The sequence below is a fragment of the Haloarchaeobius pelagicus genome, assembly GCF_051207375.1.
In the GTDB taxonomy this organism is placed as follows: domain Archaea; phylum Halobacteriota; class Halobacteria; order Halobacteriales; family Natrialbaceae; genus Haloarchaeobius.
The window spans coordinates 79,041-95,755 of the sequence record NZ_JBPJZD010000002.1 but is presented as its reverse complement, the minus strand read 5'-3'; the positions used below and the strand labels follow the sequence as shown (position 1 = coordinate 95,755).

Genomic DNA, 16,715 nt, shown 5'->3' with positions numbered 1-16,715 from the left:
GTTACGAGTCGTAGCCCGCGAGGGTCGCCATCTCGTCGTCCAGTGCCCCCAGCACCGCCTTCAAGACCTGCATCCCGGACTTTTCGACCCTGTCAGGATTCGCGAGCACCTGCACCTGTTCTTCGCCCAGGGAGACGAAGTCCATGTCCAGCTTCACGGCGGTCGCTCGCAGGCCGAGGCCGGCGTCTGCTTTGCCAGCGAGCACCTTCCGGGCCGGGCTCTCGTGGGCCCGCAGGGAGAGGTCGAACCCGTCGATTTCGGAGACGACGTCGTGGCGGTCCTCGCCGCGCTCCTCGGCCAGTTCGGCGACCGCGTTCCCGAGACTCGTTCGCAACCCGGAGTCGGTCGTCCGGTTGACGAACCGGAGCTTCCGGTCCACGAGGTCGGCCAGCCCCTCGATATTCTTGGGGTTCCCGTCCGGGACCACGAGGCCCCATTCGCGGGTCCACGAGCCGAGTACTTCAGAATCGACCTCGCGGTCGAGGGGGCCGGCAGTGACCACGAAGTCCGGAACCCCAGACCGAAGCCGGCGCAGTCCCTGCCGAGAACCGACCGAGAGGTACCGCGGGGAGCCGAGCCGGTCGAGAACGCGAGAGAGGAGTGGGTCGTCCTCGCCGACGCCGAAGACGGTCGGCGGGCGCACGTCGGGCGAGAACAGCTGGACCTGCACCTGTTCGCCCTCGTCGAGGTACTCGGTGTCGGCAGGAACCTCGACCACGCCGTCGGCCTCGACGAGGCTGGTCGTTGCGCCCGACCCTTTGTCGACCGGGTAGACGAGCGTGTTCCCGTCCTCGTCTTCGACCAGTCCGGCGGGCATGAGCCGCATCCGCCCCTCAGCATACCGTTCCTGCACTGCCATCGCCCCCTCGACGGTGGCGGTTCGGGGTTCCGGCAGGCCCGCCGCCCGGCGGATGGCCGGGGCGACGAAGGTGCGGAAGATGGTGAGTGCCGAGACGGGATAGCCCGGCAAGCCGACGTAGGCCGAATCGTCAAGACGACCGACCAGCATCGGCTTCCCGGGCTTGACGGCGACACCGTGGAGCAGGAGTTCGCCCTGGTCTTCGATGACCTGGTAGATGACGTCGACCGCGCTGGCGCTCGTGCTCCCCGACGAGAGCACGAGGTCGCACTCCTCGCTGGCTTCGACCAGGATTCGCTCCATCTCGTCGTAGTCGTCACCGGCGTGGGGGTAGAGCTTCGGGACGCCGCCCGCCTCCTCGACCCCGGTGGCGGTGGTGTAGCTGTTCACGTCGTATATCTGCCCGCGCTCCGAGTGCAACTCGCCGCCGGGGCGGACGAGTTCGTCGCCGGTCGAGACGATACCCACTACTGGTTTGCCCTTGACCGGGACCTCCTCGACCCCGAGCGCGGAGAGCAGGCCGATTTCGCGCGAGGTGAGTCGAGTGCCGGGCCCGAGGGCTCGTTCGCCCGCCGCGACGTCGGAGCCGGCGAACATCACGCTGTCGCCGGGGGCGACGCCGGTGTAGACGCTGACGTGCTCGCGGTCGTCGGATTCCTCGGTCTTCTCGACCATGACCATCGCGTCCGCGCCGTCGGGCATGACGGCCCCGGTCGAGATTTCGACGCACTCGCCGACGCCCACTTCCACATCGGGTTCGGCCCCGGCGTGGACCTCGCCGACCAGGTCCAACACTGCGGGGTCGGCCTCGTCCGCGCCGAAGGTGTCCTTCGCCCGGAGTGCGTAGCCGTCGAGTTTCGCGCGGTCGAAGCCGGGCACGTCGATGGTCGCGTCGATCCGCTCGGCGAGGACGCGCCCGCGGGCGTCTTCGAGGGGGACGGTTTCTGCAGCTGGTTCGAGGTCCAGACTGGCGATAGCTTCGTGTGCGTCTTCCGGCGGAGCCAGGTCGCGGAACTCCTTTCTCATGCCGACCACTCCCAGTTCTGGACCGCGATGAGGTCGCCTTCCGGCAGGCCTTCGATGCCTTCGCGTATCTCGACCCACCCATCAGACAGCGCCACCGAGGAGAGTACGCCCGAACCGCCTGCTCGCACCGGGACCGCGACTCGTTGGCCGTCCTTCGAGTCGAACCGGACTCTCGCGTACGTCCGAACACCGGGTTCGCTCGGTATCTTCCGGTCGAGCATCGCCGGGTTCGTCGGCGGCTCCTCGACGGGGAGCGAGCCGGTCCACTTCACGGCGTACCGGAGGAACTGCACCGCGTTGACGATGCAGGCGACGGGGTAGCCCGGCAGCATCACGACGGGGGTTCCGTCGACCTCGCCCAGCGCCACCGGGTGGCCGGGCTTCAGGGCGACGCCGTGGACGAACACCTCGCCGAGTTCGTCGACGACCTCCGGGACGAGGTCGCGTTCGCCGACCGAGGAACCGCCGGTCGTCGCGACCACGTCGTGGTCCTCGCAGGCGTCGGCGATGGCCGTTTTCAGTTGCTCGTAGTCGTCCGTGACCACGTCGTACCGGGTCGTCTCGGCACCCCAGCGGTCGGCGAGCCGGGAGACGGTCAGCGAGTTCGTCTCGATGACCTCGCCCGGACCGGGGTCCGACTCGACGAGTTCCTCACCCGTCGGAATCACACCGACGCTCGGGGGTTCGAACACCGAGACGGACTCGATACCGACCGACCGAAGTAGCCCCAGGTCCGACGGCCGGAGCCGGTGGCCCGGGTCGTAGAGGTGCTGGCCCTCGCGTACGTCCTCGCCCACGGGCGCGACGTTCTCGCCCTCTGCCAGCGCGTCGAACACCTCGACCTCGTCACCGAAGGTGTCGGTGTGCTCTATCATGACGACGGCGTCGGCCCCGCCAGGGAGCGCGCTCCCGGTGTGGACCCGGACCGCTTCACCCGGCATCGGGTCCGCGTCGACCACCCGAAGTATCTCCGGGGAGCGGTCGCTCGCGCCGAAGGTGTCGCTCGCCCGGACCGCGAAGCCGTCCATCGCTGCCTTCGGGTAGTTCGGCACGTTCCGGTCGGATTCGACCGGTTCCGCCAGGACCCGACCATCGGCCTCGGCGACCGTGACCGTCTCCGTGCGGTCGAGTTGTGTCACCCGGTCCGCCAACGCCTCCCGCGCGTCGTCGACGCGCGTCCGGTCCTTGAAACCGGATTCCTTCCTGTCCTCGTCCATACTCTCTCTCCCCGCGCCAGCGGCAAAAACGTGCGGTCGACCGGACTCCCGGACCAAAAATTTCAAATCGAGTTGATGTTAACTGTGTGGTACCTGTGATTGGGAATTTGATACTTCAGGCTGGTCCGAGCCCCGTCGAGGTCGTCGGGATACTGGGCTTCGTTATCATCTTCACTCTGGGAATGGCTGTCGGGCCGCTCCGGCGAACCGGCTGGTTCCTCCGGCACCGGCCGAGCAGGGCCGCGGACGTGACCGTCGGGCAATGGGTCACGGTCGAAGGGACCGCGGAACCCATCACCGAGTCGGCGACCGTGACCTCGCCGGTGACGGCCGACCGCTGTCTCGTCTACGACTACACGCTCAGGGAACAGAGCGACGTGAATCACATCGGTGTCGACGGGGAGGGCCACACCGAGACCATCGACGACATCGAGGACGGGACGACGTTCGTCGTCAGCGACGACAGCGGCGAGGTCCGCGTCGACCCCACCGGGCTCGACCTGTTCTTCACGCCGGAGTCGCTGGACTCCGAGGACGAGGACCGAGCTGTCCGGTCGTCGCGCCGGGCCGGGAAGGACTTCATCGACGACTCGCCGTTCGAGCTCGCGACCGCGAAGATGGTCCGGACCGGCCAGCTCGACCCCGGCGAGGACGTGTACGTCCACGGGATCGTCGAGGAACGTCGGGGCGAACCGACCCTCGTCGCGTCGGACGACGACCTCGCGGCCAACCAGGGGCTGCTCGCCGACGCCCGTCGTGGGGTCGTCCTCCGGCGACGGCTGGTGTCGCACCTGTTCTGGCTGTGTGTCCTGTTGCTCGTGGGCGGGGCCGGGGTTGGCTATCTCGTGTTTGGGTGAGGGCTGCCTGCCGGACCGGTCGGACGGCTGTCCGGCCCAGACGTGACAGTTATCTGGAACGGTGTTGAACACCGGATATGGTCCTCGGTCTCTCCACGTTCGCACTCCTGCTCACCCTCGTCGGCGTCGCCTTCCTCGGCTACGGTGGTCTCGTCCTCCGGGACGCCTACCGCATCCAGGCCAACGACCCGAAATCGGCCTACGAAGCACGAAACAGCGGCCCGTTCGAGATAGAGGGGACCGCGAAGCTCCACGAGGAGTACGTCCGGTCGCCGTTCACGGACGCCCACTGTCTGGTCTGTCGCTGGACGGTCGAGGAGTACCGCAGTAGCGGGAAGAACAGCCACTGGGCGACCATCGACGAGGGCACCTGGTGGCGGCCCTTCCGGGTCGAAGACGACACCGGGCAGGTGCTGGTCGACCCCCGTGGGGCGCGGTTCTCGCTCGACGAGTCGAGCCGTATCCACGTCGACGGTGGGACGATGCCACCGGAGACCGTCCAGCAGTTCATCGACGCCAACGAGGAGGTCGACTCGGAGAACACGTCGATGGACCTGAAGCTGTTCAAACTCAAGACGGGCAACGACCGGCGCTACAGCGAGGAACGACTCGACATCGGGGAGACGGTCCACGTCCTCGGCCACAGCCGGCCCGACCCGGACCGCGAGTTCGGGTCGCGGCTGTACGCCATCGTCGGCGCGCCGAAACGCCTCGACAGCGGGTTCCTGGGGAATCTGGTTGCCCGCGCGATGGAGCCGCCGTTTCTCATCTCGGACACCAGCGAGCGCGGGGCGGTCCGCCGACTGCTGTACCGCGCGGCGGTGCCGACCGTCATCGGGGTCGCCTGTCTCGTGTTCACCGTCGCCTGGCTGTGACTCGCTGGCATGGTCTCTCGCTCCTGCGGTACCGCATCCGCGGCCTTTTTCGCCCCCCGATACCAAGAGTCGGGCATGTCAGCGCTGCGTGACGCGTTACGGGAGCTTCCGGACGCGGTGTTCGCCGATTTCCTCGAATCCGACGAGGCGTATCTGCTGGTCATCGACCTGCCGGGCGTCACCGCCGACACGCTCGACGTCTCCGTGAAGAACGGCCGTCTCACCATCGAGGCACGCCGCGAGAAGGACGTCCCGCCCCAATTCCGCTACGACCGGGAGGACCGGTCGATGTTCCTCGACGCCGAACTCCCCCTGCCGCCGGACGCGACGGCCGAGGGAGCCGAAGCGTCGGTCGAGCGCGGCGTCCTCCGGCTCACGCTGCCCAAACGCGGCGCAGCCGAGGAGACGACCATCGAGATCACGGACGCCGAGTAAGCCCGGGTGGTCACGCTGGTAAACCTCCGCGCCTACTGGCGCTTCTTCGTCGTCGCGCGTCAGTTCCTCCCCTTGCTGCTCGCGTACGCCCGTGACCGCCGGAAGTACCTGCTGTTCGGCGGAAAGCGACAGGTCAGCCCCGAGACGCGGGTCCGTCGTGCCGAACGACTGCTCGACTCGCTGCTCACGCTCGGACCGACGTTCATCAAGCTCGGCCAGTTGCTGTCGACCCGCCCGGACATCCTGCCCGCCGAGTACATCGACGTGCTCGCGTCGCTGCAGGACGACGTGCCGGCGGCCCCCTGGGACGAGGCCCGGGTCGTCATCGAAGGCGAACTCGGCCCCATCGAGGAGGTGTACGACGAGTTCGACACCACGCCCATCAGCGGCGCGAGCCTCGGGCAGGTGTACCGCGCCCGGGTCGACGGGGAGGAGGTCGCCGTCAAGATTCGCCGGCCGAACATCGAGTCGCTCGTCGAGGCCGACCTCACGGTCATCAAGTGGTCGCTCCCGCTGTTGATGCGGTTCGTGGGCGAAGCGCGGGCGTTCTCGCTGGAGAACCTCGCCGACGAGTTCGCGAAGACCATCCGCGAGGAGATGGACTACCAGCGCGAGGCCCGGATGCTGAACGAGATTCGCGACAACTTCGCCGACGACGAGGACATCGTCATCCCGGACGTGCTCGCGGGGTACTCCGGCCCCCGCGTACTCACGATGCACTACGTGACGGGCACGAAGATCAACGACGTCGACGGACTCGACGCGAAGGATATCGACCGGAGCGCGGTCGCCGAGACGCTCCAGCGTGCCTACCTCAAGATGATAATCGAGGACGGTGTCTTCCACGCCGACCCCCACCCCGGCAACCTCGCGGTCCGGGACGACGGGGCCATCATCTTCTACGACTTCGGGATGTCCGGCCGGGTCGACTCGTTCGTCCAGGAGAAGATCGTCGAGTTCTACATCGCCGTCGCCAACCAGGACATCGACGGCATCCTCGACTCGCTCATCGCCATCGGGACGCTCTCGCCCACCGCCGACCGGCAGGTGATGGGCGAGGTGATGGAACTCGCCATCGCGGACGCCCGCGGTGACGACATCGAGCAGTACCGCGTGAACCAGATCGTCGGCCAGATAGAGGACTCCATCTACGAGTTCCCGTTCCGGTTACCGGCGAACCTCGCGCTCGTCCTCCGGGTCGCGACCGTGGTCGAGGGCGTCTGTGTCACGCTGGACTCGAACTTCGACTTCATCAGTACGGCGACGGAGTACCTCACCGAGGAGGGCTACCGCGAGGAGTCCATCAAGCAGTTCGTCGACCAGACGAAGGACCAGGCCTGGGAGTCCGCACAGTCGATGCTCCGGGTCCCGCCGAAACTGGAGAACACGCTGGACCGGGCCCAGCGCGGGAACCTTACGGTGCAGATCGAACTCAACGACTCCAGCGGCACCCTCGACAAACTGGCGAAACGGCTGATGTACGCGCTGTTCTTCGCGTTCGGGCTGGTCTCCTCGTCGGTGTTATTCGCCGCGGGCGGCGTCTGGAAGGTCCGGGCCGCGGGCATCATCGCGGCGTTCTCGCTGCTCACGCTCGTCGCCCTCTGGCGGTCGTTCCGGACGAAGAAGGGTATCCGGGCGCAGCCACAGTTCACCCGCCAGAACCTCAGAGAGCGCCGCGGGAACGAGTAGTCAGTTCTCCTGCCTGTCGATTTTCAGCTGTGCGAGTGCCTCCGAGAGCGTCGCGTCCGTCATCTCCCTGGCAGAAGCGACGTGGTCTGCGCAGAACCACGCCATGTGGGGCGGGTGTCCGGGTCCCTCGGGCAATTCGTCGTCTTCGTCCATCGCGAAGGTCACGAGGTCGCCGTCGTCGTCGGGTCCCTCGTGTCTGAAGTCACGGCCGCAGAGGCGACAGATTGGGGGTTTCATGCACCTCGCTCGTTGCCGGGAGAGGTGTGTGTTGCGGCCAGTACCTATGTTTCACTCTGGCGCGTGATTCGGAGCCGGTCCCCGAGCGTCAGCGAGGTGGACGGCGAAGCGCGCGAGGGACGAGCACCGCAGGCCTGTGGCCGAGGAGCACAGTCGGCTGGGGAGGATGTGGTGCGGTCTCCATTGCACCAGCGCGAGTGACCTGCTCGTCGGCACGCACCACGAGCGCAGCGCCCACCCACCCAACAGACCGACCCACAACTCATCCACCACCACCCAACAGACCGACCCACAACTCATCCACCACCACCCAACAGCGACACCCAACGACCTTTCTACCAGCCCCACTCACCACCAGCCATGGACATCGAGCCCTTCGGCCTCGAACGCTGGTTCGGGCAGTACGAACACGGCGCGGATATCATGCTCGCTGAATCCGGGATTCGCCCCCTCGACTCCGAGCGCTTCGACACCGACCCCGGCGAGCTGAACTACGTCATCCCGACCGACGGGGACCCCGAGTTCCGGGCAGAAATCGGCGAGCGCTACGGCCGGGAGAAAGACGAGGTGTGTTTCACCTGCGGAACACAGGAGGCGAACCTGCTGATATTCCTCTCGCTGCTCGACGAGGACGACCACGCCGTCGTCGTCACGCCGACCTACCAGGCGCTCCACGCCGTCCCTGACGCGGTGGGCGACGTGACCCGCGTCTCGCTGACAGCGGGTGACTGGCGACTCGACGTCGATGCAGTCGCCGACGAAATCCGCGAGGAGACGAAACTCGTCGTGCTGAACAACCCGAACAACCCGACCGGGCGGTACCACGACGAGTCGAAGGTGCAGGAACTGTACGACCTCGCGGCTGAGAACGAGGCGTACCTGCTCTGTGACGAGGTGTACCGACTGCTCGACGACGACCCGCTCCCGCCCGTCGCCAGCCTGGGCGAGTGGGGCATCTCGACGACCAGCCTGACGAAGGCGTATGGCTTAGCGGGCCTGCGCTTCGGGTGGATAGCCGGCCCCGAGGACGTGGTCCAGCAGGCGGTCGAGTGGAAGGACTACACCACCATCTCGCCGCCCATCTTCGGCCAGCACGTCGCGAAGCAGGCACTCGGCGAGCAGGAGGACGAGATTCTGGCCGAGAACCGCGAGTTGGCCAAGACGAACCGGGACATCGTCCGTGAGTTCGTCGAGGAACACGGTCTCGACTGGTACGACCCCGTTGGGGTGAACGGGTTCATCTCGACGCCGGACGGGTTCGCGGACGCCCGGGAGTTCTGTGTCGCCGTCGTCGAGGAGGAGAGCGTCGTCCTTGCACCGGGTGACCTGTTCGGCTTCGAGAACTACTGGCGGCTCGGGTTCGGGCTGCCGACCGACGAGCTGGAGGAGGGACTGGACCGGGTTGCGCGGGTCATCGAGCGCGGCGGAAAGAACTAGGTCCTACAGCGGGAGCAGGTGGATGAACTCCTCGACCTCGACGTCGTTGACGCCGTAGGCGGTGACGCGGCGACCGTTGTGCGAGAACTGTGTGTACTGCGGCGACATCACGCCGACGACCCGGTCGATGGGGATGGAGACGTAGTCGTAGTCCTCGGTGTTGACCTGGTCGAACCCGACGACCCAGTCCCACCCCTCGATGACGAAGGCGGCGTCGACCTGGGCGGGCTGGTCGTCGGCGTAGTAGATCTTCGCGACCGAACTGGCTTCGGGCTGGGGCATCGTGGTGCTCATACCCCTCGTGACGCCTCGCGAGAACTTATAGACGTATTGATACGTGCTCGCAGGCAGTTCGGGTACCTGTGCCGCCCGGTCGGTTCCGGTGCACACAGCGGCTGGTAGTCGACAGACGGACGCCCCGTAGTCCCCGCGAGCGCTGGACCGTTCCAAACCGTTTATACCGATACGGGGGGAACGCAGGAACATGGCTAAAGAGCAAAAGGAAGTTCGTGACCTCCGCGAAGGCAGTTACGTGGTTATCAACGACGCCGCGTGTAAGATCAACCACTACTCCACAGCCAAGCCGGGCAAGCACGGGAGTGCGAAGGCTCGCGTCGAGGCCGTCGGTGTCTTCGACGGGAAGAAGCGTTCGATGTCCCAGCCGGTCGACGCCAAGTGCTGGGTCCCGATCATCGAGCGAAAGCAGGGCCAGATCGTCTCCGTCGAGTCCGACACCGTCGCACAGGTCATGGACCTCGAAACGTACGAGACCATCACGATGTCCATCCCCGAGGACTTCGACGCCTCGCCCGACGACGAGATCGAGTACCTCGAACTCGACGAACAGCGCAAGATCGTCTAGATGTTCCCCGGAGCGCTCGCCGACCGCGACGACGCCGACTACGTGGTCGTCGGAGCTCCACTCGACATCTCGACGACCTTCCAACCAGGCACGCGGTTCGGACCGGACCGCGTTCGCCGCTTTTCCGAAACGTACGACGACTACGACCACCGGACGGACCGGTACTTCTCCGAACTCGGCGTCCACGACCACGGTGACGTCCGCGCCTGGGACGACGCCGCCGAGTACCTCGACTACCTCGAAGGTGTCTGCCGGGACGCCGTGTGGGACGACGCGATTCCCCTCCTCCTCGGCGGAGAACACACCGTCACGCTCGCGAACGTCCGCGCGGTCGACCCAGACGTGTTCGTCTGTCTCGACGCCCATCTCGACCTGCGAGCCGAGTACGACGGCAACGAGTTGAGCCACGCGACGGTCACCCGACACGTCCTCGACATCGCCGACGAGGCCGTCATCCTCGGGGCCAGAACCGGCTCCGAGGCGGAGTGGAACCGGGCCGCCGAGGCCGACGTGACGGTCGTCGCCCCCGAAGACGTGGCCGACTGGGAGCCCGACGTCGGCGACCGCGAGGTGTACCTGTCGGTGGACATCGACGGCGCAGACCCCGCGTTCGCCCCCGGGACGGGAACGATGGAACCGTTCGGGCTCGCGCCGCGCGAGATGCGTGACGTGGTCCGCGCACTCGGTGAGTCGGGACAGGTGACCGGCTTCGACGTGGTCGAGGTCAACGACCGCGACGACGGCCAGGCCGCCGCACTCGGCGGGAAGCTCCTCCGGGAGTTCGTCTTCGCGGACGCGGCCAGCGACGACTGAGTTTTTCAGTGAAGACGGGCCCAGACCCGTCGTGCCCTGACGAGTCACCGACCGGGAGCCAGCGGTTGTGCGGCACACTCCCGGTCGGACAGTCTGCCGCCTGCTCGCCAATCACTGGGGCTTTTCCTCCTCGCAGCCGTTGGTGCAGCCATGAAGCTCACCGAGTTCTGTGACCGACTCGACGAGGAACTGCGTACCGGGGACTGGGCGGACCTCGACGCCAGCGCGAACGGCCTGCAGGTCGGCCCCGAGGAGGCCGACGTGGAGCAGGTCGCGTTCTGTACGGACGGTGTCGAGGAGACGTTCCACATGGCAGCCGACTGGGGAGCGGACGCCATCGTCGTCCACCACGGCATCTCGTGGGGCGGCATCGAGCGCATCACCGGCCGTCAGTACGGCCGCATCGCCCCGCTCGTCGAGAACGACGTGGCGCTGTACGTCTCGCACCTCCCGCTCGACGGCCATCCCGACCTCGGCAATGCGGCCGGTGTCGCCGACCTGCTGGACCTCGCGAACCGGGCACCCTTCGGTCGTGTCGGCCCGGAGCACGCCGGCCAGCAGGGTCGCCTGCCCGAGCCACACACGGCCGACGAGCTTCGCGACCAACTCGCCACCGACCTCTCGACCGGCGACCAGCCCGTCCAGGTGCTCGACTTCGGCCCGGCCGAGCTGGAACACGTCGCCATCGTCACCGGCGACGGGTCGGACTACATCGACGAAGCCACAGCCAAAGGAGTCGACGCCGTCATCATGGGCGAGGGCAAGCAGAAGACGTACCACGAGGCCCAGGAGGCGGGGCTCACGGTCGTCCTCGCGGGCCACTACGCGACCGAGACGTTCGGCGTCCGGAACCTCCAGTCGTGGGTCGAGGAGTGGGACGAACCGCTGGAGACGACGTTCTTCGACGTCCCCACCGGTATCTGAGTCACCTCGACCGGTCGGCCCTGATGATTAAGGTCCTTCTCGTTAGAGGTGACGTAACGAGACACATCTCGATGCTCATCGCCGAATTCACCATCGACCACCCAGTCCTCCGCGAAGCGTTGCGACGCGTTCGCGATATCGAGGTCGTCTGGGAGGAGACGTACGAGACCGAAACCGGGTTGACGAAGATGCTCGCGTGGATAACCTCGGCCGATTTCGAGGGCGTCGAGGCAGCCATCACCGACGACTCGGCGATGGCCGATTTCACGATGTTGGCCGAAGTGGGCGACCGGCGGCTGTACCGGCTCACCTTCGACGACCTCGGCAGGGATGCCAACCTGATGCCGGTCCTGATGGACGTCGGTGGGGTCCTCCAGGAGGCCATCGGGACGAACGAGGGGTGGTGGTGCCGGGTCCGGTTCCCGGACCGTGAATCGCTCGAACAGGTGTACCAGTTCTGCGGTGACAACGACATCTCGTTCAGCTTCGACCGGATGTACGAGGAGACCGACTGGGGCGTCGGGAAGGGGCCGAAGCTGACGGTTGCACAGCGCGAGATACTCCTGGAAGCGCTCGACAGCGGCTACCTCTCTATCCCTCGCGAAGTGTCCCTTGCTGAACTCAGCGGCAGACTGGATATCTCGGAGAACGCCGCCTCCGAGCGGTTCCGCCGTGCCGTTCGGTCCCTCGTCGAAGAATCGGTCACGGACTGAGACCGGGGCTGTACGGAGCGCAGCACCCTTTCGTGTGCTACTGACTGGATCTGGCGTTCTCGACTTCCTGGTCGGAGGTCGCCCGGACGAGGTCCTCGGCGTTGTACTCGACGACCCCGTCCGTCGCCAGGTCCGTGACGTAGACCTCCGTTCCCTCGACGTTCCATTCGGCGCGGTAGCCGTCGCGTTCGACGGCGTCGAAATCGGTCTGTGTCAGCTCGTAGGCGAGGACGTCGGTGTCGGTCTCCCCGAGGGGCATACCTCCCCCATCGCCGCCGACCGTGGAAGACCTTTCGCTCCTGTCGGTTATGTGACGACCCGCGGTACTAAGAGCGTTCGCTGTGCAGTGTCGGTTCGATGACCCAGATTCGCTCGCTCGAGCAGGTGTTCGCGGAGCTCGCGACTGTCCTGCAGGACGGCGCGGTCTTTCTCGCCGTCGCGGCGGTCATCTACCTGCCGGGGCGGTACCTCGTGGTCCCGGGTGCCCGCTGGCTGATGGATGCCCTCGACATCGACGACACCGTCGAACTCCCGCTCCTCAAGGCCTTGAACGCCGTGTTCGGCGTGTTCGCGGTGTTCACGGCCATCACCGTCTCGGGTCTGGCGAGCTTCCTCGCCGCGACGGAGGCCATCACTGCGGGCGCGACAATCGCCATCGGCTTCGCCTCGAAGGACGTGCTGGGGAACTTCGTCAGTGGCGTCTTCATCGTCGCGGACCCGACGTACAACATCGGTGACTGGATCCAGTGGAAGGACAGGGAGGGCATCATCGAGGACATCAGCTTCCGGGTGACTCGCATCCACACCTTCGACAACGAACTCGTGACGGTCCCGAACTCGGAGTTGACGAAGAACACCATCACGAACCCGGTCGCGAAGGACCGCCTCCGGGTGACGTTCCCGTTCGGCGTCGGGTACGAGGACGACCTCGAGCGCGCCCAGGACATCATCGTCGAGGAAGCGCTGGCGAACGAGGAGATACTCGACCGGCCCGGCCCGAGCGTCCGCATCCAGGAGCTCGGTGACTCGGCGGTCATCCTCCAGTCGCGCTTCTGGATCGACAAGCCCGCCCGGACCGACTTCGTGCGCATCCGCTCGGAGTTCGTCGAGGACGTGAAGGCGCGCTACGACGCCGAGGGTATCTCGCTCCCCGCCCCGCAACGCGAGCTCTCGGGGTCCATCGAGACCGCAGAGCGCGTCGCCGCGAACGAGTCCTGAGCCCGTCGCAGGCGGTGTTCCAGCGTCGCCGGCAGTGCACCGGCGCTGCCGGACCGCAGCCGGTTTATGTCGGTGGCCGGAGAACGTCGGGCAGTGACGCGATTCGAGCCGAAGTGGCGGATGCTCGCCCTGCTGGCGACGGCCGAACTGCTCGCGATGACGCTCTGGTTCTCGGCGTCCGCGGTCGGCCCGGAACTCGCCGACGCCTGGAACCTCTCCGGGGCACAGACCGCGTGGCTGACCAACGCTGTTCAGCTCGGCTTCGTCGCAGGAGCGCTGCTGTCGGCGGGCCTGACGCTCTCTGATACCGTCCCGCCGCGGTACCTGTTCGCCGCATCGGCACTGGTCGGCGCAGGGGCCACGGCAGTCATCGCTGGGTTGGTCGATTCGTTCCTGCCAGCTGTCGCCCTGCGGTTCCTCACCGGCGCGGCCCTCGCCGGTGTCTACCCGCCGGGCATGAAGCTCATCGCGGGCTGGTTCGACACCGGGAGAGGCTTCGCCATCGGGACGCTCGTCGGGGCGCTCTCGGTCGGGTCGGCGATGCCGCATCTCCTCCGGGCAGTGGGCGGTATCGGCGACCCGACGGCCGTCCTCTACGGGGCCGCCACACTGGGGGCACTCGGCGGCCTGCTCGCGCTCGCCGCCAGGCCCGGACCGCACCAGGCTCCGGCCGCACCATTCGACCCGGGTGCGGTTCGGCGCATCGTTCGGGACCGGCCGACCATGCTCGCGAACGGTGGCTACTTCGGCCACATGTGGGAGCTGTACGCGGTGTGGACGTGGATTCCCCTGTACCTCACGGCGGGGTTCTCGGGGTCGGTCGACACGGAGGTCATCGCCCTTCTCTCGTTCGCGACCATCGCCGTAGGTGGGCTCGGTGCGGCGGCCGCCGGCCGTGTCGCCGACCGGATCGGCCGCACCACGCTCACGAGTGCGAGCATGACCGTCAGCGGCGCGTGCTGCCTGTTGGCGGTGCCACTGTTCGGGGCACCACTCTGGATGGTGACGCCGTTCCTGCTCGTCTGGGGCGTCGCCATCGTCGCGGACTCAGCGCAGTTCTCGGCGGCGGTCTCCGAACTCGCCGCCCCAAGCTACGTCGGGAGCGCGCTGACCCTGCAGACGGCGGTCGGATTCCTGCTGACGACGGTCTCCATCCAGCTGACCCCCATCGTGGCCGACGCGGTCGGCTGGCAGTACGCGTTCGTCCCGCTGGCGGCCGGTCCGCTCGTGGGGACGCTCTCGATGCTCCGGCTCCGGGCGCGCCCCGAGGCTGCCGACCTCGCCGGTGGGCGGGGATAGTTTATTGTCTCGGCCGTTTGAACCGTTGGACGATGTCGCTGTTAGTCCCGTTCGACGGTTCCACGCTCTCGATGACTGCACTGCGGCGGGCGCAGGAGTTCGCGACGTTCTCCGACGCCGAGCTCGTCGTCCTCACGCTCGTGCCGGACGACGCCGAGTACGCGCGTGAGCGCGGCTGGCTCGACCCCGAGGACACGTTCGACGTTGGCGTCATCGAGCGAAAGCTCCGCCAGCGCGTCCACGACGAGGCACCCACCGCCGAGTTCCGATGCGAACTCATCGAGGACCCGACCGACCCCGTGGCAACGGTCCCGATGGACGTGGCGCGTCGCATCAGACAGGTCGCCGCCGAGGTCGACGCGGACATCCTCTTCATCGGGAGCGAGAACGCCGGGCGCGTCTCGACGCCCCTGGCGAGCGTCGGCTCCCCCATCTCCGAGGACCCGGAGTACGACGTCCACATCGTCCGTCACCCGGAGTAATCTGCGGTCTGTCTGGGCCCGCACCCGCACAAGGTCGGGCCCTCGCTTTTTACCCTTGCCTGTGACTGCTGGCACATGCACCCGCCGCGTTTCGGCGCTGCCGTTGCACGCCAACACCGGCGGGTCGACCCGGCCGGCCGGGACGTCTACATCGTCGGTGACGTCCACGGGTGTCTGGAGTCTCTGGAAGCGCTCCTCGACACCCTGGCGGTCGATAGCGACGACCTGGTCGTGTTCGTCGGCGATCTGGTGACGCGGGGTCCGGACAGCGCGGGCGTGGTCTCCCTCGTTCGTGAGTCGCCGAACATGGTCGCGGTTCGGGGGAACAACGAACAGCACGTTATCGACGGGACGGTCGACGCGCCGGACCTGTCCCGGAAACAGCGGCAGTGGCTGGCGTCGCTGCCGGTCGCGCTGTCGTGGGACGACCTGCTCGTCGTCCACGGGGGCATCGACCCCCGCAAACCCCTCGCGTCACACGTCCCCGCGGACCTCATGGAGGCGGGGTCCCTCGCGGGGAGCGGGACCGGCCGACCGTACTGGTGGGAGTTCTACTCGGGTCCCCACCGGGTCTTCTTCGGGCACCAGGTCTTCTCTGCACCCCTCGTGAGCAGGCACGCGGTCGGGTTGAACACCGGCTGCGTGTACGGGAACCAGCTCACGGCGTTCGACTGCGCGGCAGGGCGAACCGTGAGCGTCCCCGCGGTGGCATCGCACCGCGAGCGTGACCCGAGCGAGTACCTCGACCCGGCCGAATTCGGGTGACGGCCGCGAGCGTCGGTCTCACTCGAACGTGTCGTCGAGCCGGCTGGCGAGGGCGTCGAGCGCGTCGCGACCCTGTGCTTCACCGTCGAGCACCGGCAGTTGGCACACCGTGCGACCGGGGAACGTCTCCTCGATCTCCACGAGGCGCTCGTCGTGGAGCGTTTTCCGGGTCGTACACCGATGGCAGTCGCAGTCGTCGGCCTCCAGCACGCGGTTGACGACGATGGGCCCCACCGGCACCTCGGCCGCTTCGAGCTGGTCGACCAGGCGTTCCGTCTCCGCGATCGCCATCGCCTCGGGGACGAGGACCGGCCGGAACTCGGTCCGTTCGGGGTCCCTGAGCACCGCACTGACCGCGTGGAGCCGGTCCCGGAGGTCGGTCATGGCGTCGGATTCGTCGCGGTTGCGACCGAAGAACGCTGCCGGGCCGAACATCGCACTGCGCGCGCCGTCGACCAGTCGGCGAACCTGTCCCTGCACCTCGCCGGCCGCACCGAGGGTGCTCGACAGCACCTCGGGAAGGTCGAGCAGACGAAGCGTGTGGCCTGTCGGGGCGGTGTCGAGTACTACGTAGTCCCAGTCGTCGCTCGCGGCGTAGTCCGCGATGTGCTCCAGGGCGGCGACCTCGTCGGCACCCGGGACGAGGCCGGCCGCGAACAGCTCCTCCAGTGTCTCCTCGTCGATGCGGAGGCCGGCGTCGCGGAAGTCGGCGACCAGCGCCTCGACCACACGTCGGTACGCTGCCTGCCCGGTCTCGGGCGAGACCTCGACGCCCCAGCAGCCGTCGGCGAGTTCGCGTGGCTCGCCGCCGACCGTCGTGTCGAGGGCGTCACCGAGCGAGTGCGCCGGGTCGGTCGAGACCACGAGGACCCGGTGGCCGCGGCCGGCCAGTGCCAGCCCGGTCGCTGCCGCACAGGTCGTCTTCCCGACGCCGCCTTTCCCGCCGTAACAGACGAATCGCGTCACGGGTGGGTGCTACGGTCGCCGCGGCGAAAAAGGAGCGGCCT

19 protein-coding genes are annotated in these 16,715 nt (G+C 67.4%); 13 read left to right on the top strand and 6 right to left on the bottom strand.

Annotation, left to right across the window (positions count from 1 at the left end; translation table 11 throughout):
* Position 1: 1 nt before the first annotated feature.
* Together ACSC1S_RS12950 and ACSC1S_RS12945 are read right to left on the bottom strand one after the other, a co-directional pair.
* Positions 2 to 1,885, bottom strand: coding sequence for a molybdopterin biosynthesis protein (locus tag ACSC1S_RS12950; protein WP_435364688.1), 1,884 nt, complete (start codon positions 1,883 to 1,885; stop codon positions 2 to 4).
* Entirely contained in the window at positions 1,882 to 3,102 is a 1,221-nt protein-coding gene (locus tag ACSC1S_RS12945) for a molybdopterin molybdotransferase MoeA (RefSeq protein ID WP_435364687.1), read from the bottom strand. Before ACSC1S_RS12945 ends, ACSC1S_RS12950 begins: the two co-directional genes overlap by 4 nt.
* Before the next feature lie 107 nt (positions 3,103 to 3,209).
* Between ACSC1S_RS12945 and ACSC1S_RS12940 the strand changes: the two genes are divergently transcribed.
* From ACSC1S_RS12940 to ACSC1S_RS12925, 4 genes are all read left to right on the top strand, one after another.
* Positions 3,210 to 3,959: a hypothetical protein gene (locus ACSC1S_RS12940; RefSeq protein ID WP_435364686.1), complete on the top strand. Its 750-nt coding sequence runs from the start codon at positions 3,210 to 3,212 to the stop codon at positions 3,957 to 3,959.
* 77 nt (positions 3,960 to 4,036) lie between these two features.
* Complete coding sequence (locus tag ACSC1S_RS12935) at positions 4,037 to 4,834, top strand: GIDE domain-containing protein (protein WP_435364685.1); 798 nt, start codon at positions 4,037 to 4,039, stop codon at positions 4,832 to 4,834.
* Between the two features lie 75 nt (positions 4,835 to 4,909).
* Positions 4,910 to 5,269, top strand: coding sequence for an Hsp20/alpha crystallin family protein (locus tag ACSC1S_RS12930; RefSeq protein WP_435319263.1), 360 nt, complete (start codon positions 4,910 to 4,912; stop codon positions 5,267 to 5,269).
* Between the two features lie 6 nt (positions 5,270 to 5,275).
* Positions 5,276 to 6,958 (top strand): ABC1 kinase family protein, encoded by a 1,683-nt coding sequence (locus tag ACSC1S_RS12925; protein WP_435364684.1) that lies wholly within the window; start codon positions 5,276 to 5,278, stop codon positions 6,956 to 6,958.
* Here the strand turns inward: ACSC1S_RS12925 and ACSC1S_RS12920 are convergent, their stop codons facing one another.
* Positions 6,959 to 7,195 carry a hypothetical protein gene (locus ACSC1S_RS12920; protein WP_435364683.1) on the bottom strand — a complete coding sequence of 79 codons (237 nt, stop codon included), beginning with the start codon at positions 7,193 to 7,195 and terminating at the stop codon, positions 6,959 to 6,961. It lies immediately after the preceding gene.
* Positions 7,196 to 7,555: 360 nt separating this feature from the next.
* Between ACSC1S_RS12920 and ACSC1S_RS12915 the strand changes: the two genes are divergently transcribed.
* Entirely contained in the window at positions 7,556 to 8,632 is a 1,077-nt protein-coding gene (locus ACSC1S_RS12915) for an aminotransferase class I/II-fold pyridoxal phosphate-dependent enzyme (protein ID WP_435364682.1), read from the top strand.
* Positions 8,633 to 8,635: 3 nt separating this feature from the next.
* On the opposite strand, the gene ACSC1S_RS12910 is transcribed toward ACSC1S_RS12915, so the two are convergent.
* Entirely contained in the window at positions 8,636 to 8,926 is a 291-nt protein-coding gene (locus ACSC1S_RS12910; RefSeq protein WP_435364681.1) for a hypothetical protein, read from the bottom strand.
* 190 nt (positions 8,927 to 9,116) lie between these two features.
* Between ACSC1S_RS12910 and ACSC1S_RS12905 the strand changes: the two genes are divergently transcribed.
* The 4 genes from ACSC1S_RS12905 (at position 9,117) to ACSC1S_RS12890 (ending at position 11,944) form a co-directional block, all read left to right on the top strand.
* On the top strand, positions 9,117 to 9,494 hold the full coding sequence (locus ACSC1S_RS12905) for a translation initiation factor IF-5A (protein ID WP_435364680.1): 378 nt from the start codon (positions 9,117 to 9,119) through the stop codon (positions 9,492 to 9,494).
* The gene (speB, locus tag ACSC1S_RS12900; protein ID WP_435364679.1) at positions 9,495 to 10,307 is read left to right on the top strand and encodes an agmatinase; all 813 of its coding nucleotides are present in this window, start codon (positions 9,495 to 9,497) and stop codon (positions 10,305 to 10,307) included.
* Between the two features lie 150 nt (positions 10,308 to 10,457).
* Positions 10,458 to 11,231: a Nif3-like dinuclear metal center hexameric protein gene (locus ACSC1S_RS12895; protein WP_435364678.1), complete on the top strand. Its 774-nt coding sequence runs from the start codon at positions 10,458 to 10,460 to the stop codon at positions 11,229 to 11,231.
* A gap of 23 nt (positions 11,232 to 11,254) precedes the next feature.
* Positions 11,255 to 11,944 carry a helix-turn-helix domain-containing protein gene (locus ACSC1S_RS12890; protein ID WP_435364677.1) on the top strand — a complete coding sequence of 230 codons (690 nt, stop codon included), beginning with the start codon at positions 11,255 to 11,257 and terminating at the stop codon, positions 11,942 to 11,944.
* A 37-nt stretch (positions 11,945 to 11,981) separates the two neighbouring features.
* On the opposite strand, the gene ACSC1S_RS12885 is transcribed toward ACSC1S_RS12890, so the two are convergent.
* On the bottom strand, positions 11,982 to 12,203 hold the full coding sequence (locus ACSC1S_RS12885; protein ID WP_435319255.1) for a hypothetical protein: 222 nt from the start codon (positions 12,201 to 12,203) through the stop codon (positions 11,982 to 11,984).
* Between the two features lie 98 nt (positions 12,204 to 12,301).
* Here ACSC1S_RS12885 and ACSC1S_RS12880 point away from each other — a divergent pair, with 98 nt between their 5' ends.
* The 4 genes from ACSC1S_RS12880 (at position 12,302) to ACSC1S_RS12865 (ending at position 15,708) form a co-directional block, all read left to right on the top strand.
* Positions 12,302 to 13,162 (top strand): mechanosensitive ion channel family protein, encoded by an 861-nt coding sequence (locus ACSC1S_RS12880; RefSeq protein WP_435364676.1) that lies wholly within the window; start codon positions 12,302 to 12,304, stop codon positions 13,160 to 13,162.
* A gap of 120 nt (positions 13,163 to 13,282) precedes the next feature.
* The gene (locus ACSC1S_RS12875) at positions 13,283 to 14,461 is read left to right on the top strand and encodes an MFS transporter (RefSeq protein ID WP_435365527.1); all 1,179 of its coding nucleotides are present in this window, start codon (positions 13,283 to 13,285) and stop codon (positions 14,459 to 14,461) included.
* Between the two features lie 32 nt (positions 14,462 to 14,493).
* Entirely contained in the window at positions 14,494 to 14,943 is a 450-nt protein-coding gene (locus ACSC1S_RS12870; RefSeq protein WP_435364675.1) for a universal stress protein, read from the top strand.
* A 75-nt stretch (positions 14,944 to 15,018) separates the two neighbouring features.
* Complete coding sequence (locus tag ACSC1S_RS12865; protein WP_435364674.1) at positions 15,019 to 15,708, top strand: metallophosphoesterase family protein; 690 nt, start codon at positions 15,019 to 15,021, stop codon at positions 15,706 to 15,708.
* A gap of 18 nt (positions 15,709 to 15,726) precedes the next feature.
* On the opposite strand, the gene ACSC1S_RS12860 is transcribed toward ACSC1S_RS12865, so the two are convergent.
* Positions 15,727 to 16,674, bottom strand: a complete 948-nt coding sequence (locus ACSC1S_RS12860) for an ArsA family ATPase (RefSeq protein ID WP_435364673.1) — start codon at positions 16,672 to 16,674, stop codon at positions 15,727 to 15,729.
* Positions 16,675 to 16,715 lie beyond the last annotated feature (41 nt).

Excerpts from the sequence above, each read along its gene's own strand:
- ACSC1S_RS12950 (WP_435364688.1), bottom strand. The coding sequence starts at position 1,885 with ATGAGAAAGGAGTTCCGCGACCTGGCTCCGCCGGAAGACGCACACGAA.
- ACSC1S_RS12945 (WP_435364687.1), bottom strand. The coding sequence starts at position 3,102 with ATGGACGAGGACAGGAAGGAATCCGGTTTCAAGGACCGGACGCGCGTC.
- ACSC1S_RS12935 (WP_435364685.1), top strand. The coding sequence starts at position 4,037 with ATGGTCCTCGGTCTCTCCACGTTCGCACTCCTGCTCACCCTCGTCGGC.
- ACSC1S_RS12930 (WP_435319263.1), top strand. The coding sequence starts at position 4,910 with ATGTCAGCGCTGCGTGACGCGTTACGGGAGCTTCCGGACGCGGTGTTC.
- ACSC1S_RS12920 (WP_435364683.1), bottom strand. The coding sequence starts at position 7,195 with ATGAAACCCCCAATCTGTCGCCTCTGCGGCCGTGACTTCAGACACGAG.
- ACSC1S_RS12915 (WP_435364682.1), top strand. The coding sequence starts at position 7,556 with ATGGACATCGAGCCCTTCGGCCTCGAACGCTGGTTCGGGCAGTACGAA.
- ACSC1S_RS12910 (WP_435364681.1), bottom strand. The coding sequence starts at position 8,926 with ATGAGCACCACGATGCCCCAGCCCGAAGCCAGTTCGGTCGCGAAGATC.
- ACSC1S_RS12905 (WP_435364680.1), top strand. The coding sequence starts at position 9,117 with ATGGCTAAAGAGCAAAAGGAAGTTCGTGACCTCCGCGAAGGCAGTTAC.
- speB (WP_435364679.1), top strand. The coding sequence starts at position 9,495 with ATGTTCCCCGGAGCGCTCGCCGACCGCGACGACGCCGACTACGTGGTC.
- ACSC1S_RS12895 (WP_435364678.1), top strand. The coding sequence starts at position 10,458 with ATGAAGCTCACCGAGTTCTGTGACCGACTCGACGAGGAACTGCGTACC.
- ACSC1S_RS12890 (WP_435364677.1), top strand. The coding sequence starts at position 11,255 with ATGATTAAGGTCCTTCTCGTTAGAGGTGACGTAACGAGACACATCTCG.
- ACSC1S_RS12885 (WP_435319255.1), bottom strand. The coding sequence starts at position 12,203 with ATGCCCCTCGGGGAGACCGACACCGACGTCCTCGCCTACGAGCTGACA.
- ACSC1S_RS12880 (WP_435364676.1), top strand. The coding sequence starts at position 12,302 with ATGACCCAGATTCGCTCGCTCGAGCAGGTGTTCGCGGAGCTCGCGACT.
- ACSC1S_RS12875 (WP_435365527.1), top strand. The coding sequence starts at position 13,283 with ATGCTCGCCCTGCTGGCGACGGCCGAACTGCTCGCGATGACGCTCTGG.
- ACSC1S_RS12870 (WP_435364675.1), top strand. The coding sequence starts at position 14,494 with ATGTCGCTGTTAGTCCCGTTCGACGGTTCCACGCTCTCGATGACTGCA.
- ACSC1S_RS12865 (WP_435364674.1), top strand. The coding sequence starts at position 15,019 with ATGCACCCGCCGCGTTTCGGCGCTGCCGTTGCACGCCAACACCGGCGG.